The sequence below is a fragment of the Chitinimonas sp. BJB300 genome (genome assembly GCF_002735695.1).
GTDB lineage: Bacteria > Pseudomonadota > Gammaproteobacteria > Burkholderiales > Chitinimonadaceae > Chitinimonas.
The window spans coordinates 1-7,623 of sequence record NZ_PDZH01000151.1 but is presented as its reverse complement, the minus strand read 5'-3'; the positions used below and the strand labels follow the sequence as shown (position 1 = coordinate 7,623).

The window sequence follows — 7,623 nt, the reverse complement described above, 5'->3', positions numbered from 1 at the left end:
ACCTACCATCGCCGACAAGCCCGTTGCTGTCGCCGCGCCAAACGTGCTCAGCAAATAGTCGGTGTACAAATCGAGTTCTTTGTTCTTCATGGCGACAGGTTAGCGTATGCACTGCGTAACATCAGTAGGTAATATCCATCAATTGCCCGCTGTCTGGCGTGCTCGCCGGGCAGCGGGAGACTGCAAAATCATTGGGTGCAATCAAGTGGGTCATCGAACAGGCTCAATTGCGCAGCTTGTGAATCGGTCTTGATGACATCGATTGCCGATTGGTATTCAGTCGGGGTCACGGACGTACGCGGAGCGATGGCTGCCGATTGCGAACAGCGTTCGGTAAACGCGTCGACAAACCAGCGGATTTTTAGCTTTTCGTCCCATTGACCCAGTACATGGGCAGGGGTAAACCAATGGCTGTAGGTTTGCGCTTCAGGACAAAGGGCATTGCCGTGAGTGACGATGGCCGGCACATGGAGCAACGCGAGCTGAATGTAGGCCATGTGACAAGCCCGCTTATCCAGGTCCGTTGCGGCAACGTGTAAATGCTGTTGGTAGTTGATGCCTTGTTTCTGTAGTACGTCGGCACTGGCGATGGCCATTCCCCCAGCACCTACGCACGGCTCATTTATCTGAACGAATCCTTGATGTTTGATCTGTTCAGTTACGTCCTCATAAGTCAACGCAGCCATGAGATACGACACTTCATAGGGCGTAAAAAACTGGCCTTTCCAACTGTCACCCAACGCCAGTTGCATGAACAAGGAACCCAATACATCACTGAAACCGGTTTCCAGTTCCAAGACGACATGCGCCAACATCTCTGCAAAACGGTTCAATTCGTCGGTGTTGTAGCGCTTTGCAATGTCGAGATAGCGGGCTTCTCGCTCATCGCGCCGCGTCCGATCTACGGCATTGCTGATGCTGATAGCGGACATTTCGCAAAAATCACTGAACACTTCCTGCTTGCTGTGCTTCTGTGCGTTCTGCTCGACCAGTTTGGCAAAAGCTTGTTTGTGCTCACTGCCGGTTACTCCGTTGCGCTTACCCATGTTGTTTGCCCATTCGGTTGTTCATCGGTGCCCGGCCAAGGGTCTGGCCGGGCGTGAATGGCCTGGGTTAGTACTCTTCAGGTAAGAACAACGTGGTTACGCTGCGGTCCGCTTCGGTGATCACCCACACTCGGGGTGCACTTTGGCGGTGGTCATCGGTCAGGTAGTAGGCACTGAAAATTCGGCCACCAAGTTTTATGCTGTCGACGTTCATCTGGGCGTCTTCAGCGGGTAATTCTGACCAGTCGCCCAAGCGGTGGCGCTCGATGAAATCCGTAGCGTTAAGACCGTGTTCGGCCAACAGATCGAGCGCAGCAGGTGTAGCCAACACTTGACCAAGCGGGAACAGGGATATGCGGGGACAGAAGGGCAGCGATACGTCGGATATAACGTCGATATCCATATAAAATTCGCCGTCGTCCAAGCGGTGTGCGTCACAGCCGAAGTAGGCCTGGATGCCCTCCATCAATATGATGGTCTGCCCAACCAACACGGGGTCAGACCAGCCACTCAGACGGTCTAGCAGGTCAGACAGGCTGAAGCCTGCGAGCGACAAAGCTTTCAATGCCGCGAAGGAGATATAAACCCGTCCTGATAGATAGTGCTTTTTCAGTTCAGATTTGGGGATTTCCACCCACCCTGCTCGATGGTGAGCCTCGGGGGGTGCGGGGGGAACGCCCGCGTTGTTGGTGTCAATGCTGGGCTGGGTGTTCTTTGCGTTCATAGTGGGTGCCTTCCTTTTCGTTAAGTTGTTTCTGCTCTTTGGAGCCGCCTCGACGTGTGCAAAGCGATCGCTGCCAAGGCAGCAAGGGCACGAAAGGAAGCCGCATGCGGCGCGCAGCCGAAGGCGAGCACCGAACGGGTGAGGGCGTGGCAAAGCGAATCCTTGCTGCCTGGGTGGCGTGAGCTACACGTCGAAAAGAGGCGGCCCGGAGAGCAGGAAAAACGGGGGATGAACGAAAGGCGTGATAGAGCGCAAAGAAAGGTTTCCCAGCCCGGCATTGACACAGGGCGGGGCCAACGGACCCGTCAGGCGATGGTCGCCGCGCCATAGCGACTGCTCGCAATTCGGCCGGGACGGGCGAGTTGCCCTAAAGCAGTTCGTTGGGCGGTTTGCGTTTTGTTGTTGTCAAACAGCGTCCAATCGTTACCAGGGGGGTGCGGCAGAAAACTTGGACTGCTAATTTCACCATCGCCGCGATTAATTCAAAATATTTCTGGGGCGGTGCAAATTATTTTGATGCACGCGACGAATTACCCTTTCTATTGGCTGCACCCTCCACCGACTCATCAAGTTAATTACAAATCAGTCGCTTGCACCTACCCCTATGCCAAATGACGCGTTGGCGTGTTTCTTCGCTGGGCAAGCCTGCGGCTATTTGGCCAAGTAATTTTGTACTTTTTGTTGTCTCCGCACTAAACACTGACGACGCCTATCCGGAAGCATTGCTTAATTCGGCCGCGTACCACCATAGCGGCTAGCTTTCTTCAGGAATAAAAAGATGGTCGCGATCGTATTAGGTAATCAGTTGGGTTTGTCGGCAGGCGCAATGGGTGTTGCTTCCGGCTCCGCTTCTTTGGGGCAACAGCAGACTGGCATTTACGTGAATGCCGCTACCGGCAACTTGGCGATTCAGGATCGCGATGAGTTTCTTGGTGCCAAGGGTTTTAAGCTGGGTTTGCTGAGGACCTACAACAGCCAAGCGGGCCTCGATGGCGACAACAATGACAATTGGCGCATTGGGGCCTATAAGCAGGTTCGGCTGGAGAGTGGGGCGGTTGGCGCAGTCGGCAGCACGCTGTTGCGGTTGCGAGAAGATGGCAGCGAAGTGCGCTACCAATACGATGCCGCCACCCAGTCCTATCGCAGCCTGGACCAAGGGGTTGAGGACGGCACAATTTGCCATGTCGACAACCAATGGAGCTGGACGAGCCAAGATGGCGGGCTGACCGAGCAATACAGCACCGCAGAGGGCGGTCGGTTGCTCAAAACGCGTGACCGCGACGGTAATACCCTGACGTATCAATACGCCGCCAATGGTTTGATCAGCCGCATCGACAGCGCGGGTGGCGAAGCGCTTGTCTTCGATTACCAAAATAATTTGCTGGCGGATATCCGCCATGTTGCGCCTGATGGCACGGCGCAAACCCGTACCCGCTACCAATACGACGACCAGGGCCGTTTGAGCCAACTGATTGTCGACCTAACCCCCGACGACAACAGCGTGGCCGACGGCAAGACCTATGTCACGCGCTATGAATACGCTGGCAGCAGCCACCGCATCAGCCGCCTGACCCAGGGCGATGGCACCAGCATGCAATTCGACTATGTCGAATCGGCTCCAGGTCAATGGCAACTTAGCCAGCTTACCGATGGCGAGGGCAAGGTCACCACGCTGCAGCACAATGCACCCGGCGCGCGCGACCAATTCAGTACGGCGCAGGTTAAGACCGCGCTGTTGACTGGCGGTAACTATACCGTTGTCTCTACTGACACCTGGGCATCGCTTGCAGAAAAGCTTTATGGCAATGCAAAAGCGGCTGATGCGTTAAGACAGGCTTTGAAGCCGCAGGATTTGGTGCCAGGCAACATTATCAACATGCCACCGAGCTTGGTATATGCGGAAATCGTTGGTCAGGGTGGGCAAACCACCGTCACCGACCCGCTAGGAAACAAGACGACCTATCAATACGATAGCGCGGGCCGTGTCACGGCGATGGGCAAATCCGTTTCTGCCGCGAATGGGCAGTGGACCCGTGTAGAGCAGGTGCGTTACGAGTACGACCAAGCCGGTAATTTGACTCGCATGGTGGATGCCCAAGGCAATCACACCACGTATACCCACGATGCAGCAGGCAACCTGATTGAACAGCGTAACCCGAATGGTGTGCGGATTACCCGCCGTTATTCCGCCGACAACCAGTTGCTTGCCGAGACACGCTATCAATACCGCTCGGTGGATGGGTTGGCGTTTGATACGGTCGCGGCTTCCACCTCGACACGCTGGATTTACGAAAAGCAGCATCAACGCTTTGCCATAGATGCCAGCGGGCGCGTCACTGAATACCGCTACGATGCGGCTGGACAACGCACAGCAGAGTTGGTGTACCTAAAAGACACCTTTGATGTGACCACCCTGGCGGCGGGGGCCGACCCCAGCCTTGCGCAAATGCAGGCATGGCAAGCCACGCAACCGGAAGCGGCGGCTAAACGCACTGACTACACCTACGACTTCCGCGGTCAGTTGGAAACAGAAACACGGTTTGTTGTTTCGCCCGATGGTAAAACCGAGCCGCTGACGACGCGTTATGTCTATGACGCCATGGGGCGGTTGCTGAGCAAGGTTGACCCACTGACGCACCAAAGCAGCTTCGCCTACGATGGTTTGGGCCGGTTGACGCTCAGCACCGATGCGGCGGGTGCGGTCACCACCACCCGTTATGATGATGTTGCCCATAAAGTCAGTACGGTATTGGCCAATGGGGCAACCACGACCCGCCTCTACAATGGCAATGGCGAAGTAATTTCCAGCCAAGTCAGCGATAGCGGCGGCAAGGTTTTGTCAGGCGAACGCCGTTATTACGACGCAGCCAACCGTTTACGCATAGTAGAAGACGCCCTGGGCGGCCGGCACTGGTACTTTCATGATGCCGCGGGCCGTAAGGTCGGTGAAGTTGATGGCCAGGGCACGGTTACTGCTTTTTACTATGGCCGTGATGGCAAGCTAAACCACAGCGTGCGTTATGCCACGAGTGTGGACAGCAGCACATGGGTATTGCCCGATGGCAGCCCCGATCTCGCACGCCTGGCGCAATTTACCGAAGTGGGCGCGACAGCGAGTGATAGTGACCAGCATGAATGGTGGTTGTATGACAACGCCGGTTTGCTGTCGCGGCATATCGACAATGGCGGTCATGTCATCGACTACCGCTACGATGGCGCAGGCCGCAAAGTCGCGGCCATTCATTATGCGGGTGCGTTGAACGTGGCCACGTTGCGTCCGATTACTGCCGACAAGGACGAAGTACGTCTGGCACAAATCGCGGTGGGCGCTTCCACCCATGATCGCATCAGCCGCTATGTCTATGACAAGTCGAGTTCGCTGACGGCCGAGGTTAGCGCTGCCGGGGTGGTTACCCGCTATCGCTATGATGCCGGGGCGAACCTCGTCGAAGTGATTCGCCATGCGACGCCACTGAGCCAAGCCATCGTACTGGCAGACCGCCACTGGGTGGAAGAACAGGGGTTGCAGAGCCTGGTCAACAGTGACGATGACCAGCATGTCTACCACTATTACGATGCAGCAGGCCGGCGGGTGGCGACGGTGGATGCCGGCGGCTACCTCAACGAGACCCGCTACGATGCGGCGGGCAACAAGTTAGTCGAGATTCGTTACGCCACCCCAATTCAAACACCGGCAGCGACCTTGGCGGCCACTCGTCCCCAATCTGCACCGGCAGACACACAAACCAAATACCAATACGACGCCAACAACCGGTTGATTGAAAAAACCGGGCTGGATGGCACCCTTACCCAATACCGCTACGATGCAACCGGCAACCTGACTGAAACCCGGCAAGCGGTGGGAACCGACGAGGTGCGGAGCAGTACCCAGCGCCATGATGGCGCCGGCCGCGTGATCGCCGAGCTGGATGGGGAGGGCGCGCAACGGTTGCAAGCGGCCAAAACGCCAGCAGAAGTTGATAAGGTATGGCAAGACCATGCTACCCAATACCGCCATGACTTGGCAGGTAATCGCACTGCGGCGATCAACGCCCAAGGGCACACCACCCTGTATTACTACGATGGCGCTGCGCGGCTTACGCATGTCATCAACGCCTTGGGTGAAGTCACGGTCAGCCAATACAACAGCTTGGGCCAGTTGGCGGCAAGTGTGCAATACGGCACACGGATTGATACCACTGGCCTAAAGGGTGGGCGTGTTGATGGCGCGCTGACAACGCGTTTGCAAGCAGCCTTGAACCCCGCACAGGATCGACGTGTACAGTACAGCTACGACGCCGCTGGCCAAAGGCTAGCCACAACCGATGCTTTGGGCTTTAGCACAACGCAAACTTATGATGCCTTTGGCGCGGTGCTGTCGATTCGCCAAGCGCGGGGCATCCAGCAGTCCGCACAGTTAACACACTATCACTACGACAAGGCGGGCAATAAGGTCGAAACCATTCAAGACCCGGATGGCGACCAGTTCGTCACCCAGGATGAATTTGATGCCTTTGGCCGGGTATTGCAGCATACCGATGCCAATGGCCACACCACCCGCTATCGTTATGATCGCCTTGGTCAGGTCATCACCCGTACCGACGCGCTGGATGGCGTAACCCGTTACAGCTATGACGCACATGGCCGTAGTTTGAGCGTCACCGACCCGCTTGGCCATGTCACCACCTATCGTTACGACGATAAAAACCGGCAGATCATCCAGACCTTGCCCGGCAATATCCAGACAACCACCCAGAAGAACCGGTTTGGCCAGACCATCGCTTTGGTTGATGCAAGCGGCAACCGTACTGAGCACCATTACGACCGCAAGGGCAAGCTCACCAGCATCGTCAATGCGCTCAAGCAAAAGCAACAGAAAACCTACGACGCGGTGGGCCAGCTCGTGCTGGAAACGGATGCCAGCGGGCGCAAGATTCGGTACGAATATGACGTAGCAGGCCGTGTTGTACGCCAGGTGGTGGACCCGGAAGGGCTGAAGCTGACCACCCGCTACGAATACGATGCCTTTGGCGCGAAAGTGGTGACCATCGATGCAGATGGCCGCCGTACGTTGACGGAGTACGACCAGAAAGGCCAAGTGTGCCGACTGGTCAAAGACCCGGCTGGCGTCGCGCAAACCTTGCGCTATGAATACGACGGTGCGGGCAAGCGAACCAAGCTCACTGAAGGCGCGAAAGACCAAGTCGCCAAGACCACAGAATACCGTTACGACCAGCATGGTCGTCTGCTTAGCGAAATCGTTGATCCTGCCGGGCTCAAGCTCGCCACCCAGTACCAATATGACGCGGTTGGCAATGTCACGCAAAAAACCGACCCCACCGGCGCAACACTGCGCTATGTCTACGATGCTGCCGATCGGCAGGTTTACGTCATCAACCCGATGGGGGTGGTCACCGAATACCAGTACAACGCCATGGGTAACGTCATTGCTACGCGCATCCTCGATGCGGTACCCGGCTTGGCAAGTGCCGCCAAGTTCAAGACAGAGAAAGTTATAGCGCAAACTGGCGGCCAGCCCGCATTGATGCGCGACACCCGTTTCATTGAAGGTGATTTCAACGGCGATGGCCGCATGGACCTGCTGGAAATCCGCCACGAGGCGGACGGCAAGGCGGTGGGTAAGCAGTGGCTGGGGAGCGCCACAGGTTTTACCGAAGGCGCAACCATTCAGTTAGGTGAGTGGCATGCCGACACCCAGTATCTGCTGGGTGATATCAGCGGCGATGGTAAATCGGACTTGGTGGCGGTACGTAAGCGAGAGGATGGCAAGGCGGTTGCTTCCATCCGGCTGGCGTCCGCCGATGGATTGGTTGAAGCAACTGAGCTGGAACT

3 protein-coding genes are annotated in these 7,623 nt (G+C 56.6%); 1 reads left to right on the top strand and 2 read right to left on the bottom strand.

The annotated features are described in order from the left end of the window. Positions 1 to 188: 188 nt before the first annotated feature. Both CSQ89_RS18445 and CSQ89_RS23715 read right to left on the bottom strand, forming a co-directional pair. Positions 189 to 1,046 carry an N-6 DNA methylase gene (locus CSQ89_RS18445; protein ID WP_099407541.1) on the bottom strand — a complete coding sequence of 286 codons (858 nt, stop codon included), beginning with the start codon at positions 1,044 to 1,046 and terminating at the stop codon, positions 189 to 191. A gap of 67 nt (positions 1,047 to 1,113) precedes the next feature. After that, entirely contained in the window at positions 1,114 to 1,770 is a 657-nt protein-coding gene (locus tag CSQ89_RS23715) for a hypothetical protein (protein WP_308418179.1), read from the bottom strand. Positions 1,771 to 2,548: 778 nt separating this feature from the next. Between CSQ89_RS23715 and CSQ89_RS18430 the strand changes: the two genes are divergently transcribed. Beyond that, on the top strand, positions 2,549 to 7,623 hold a 5,075-nt coding region (locus tag CSQ89_RS18430), incomplete at its 3' end, for an RHS repeat protein (protein ID WP_199065697.1).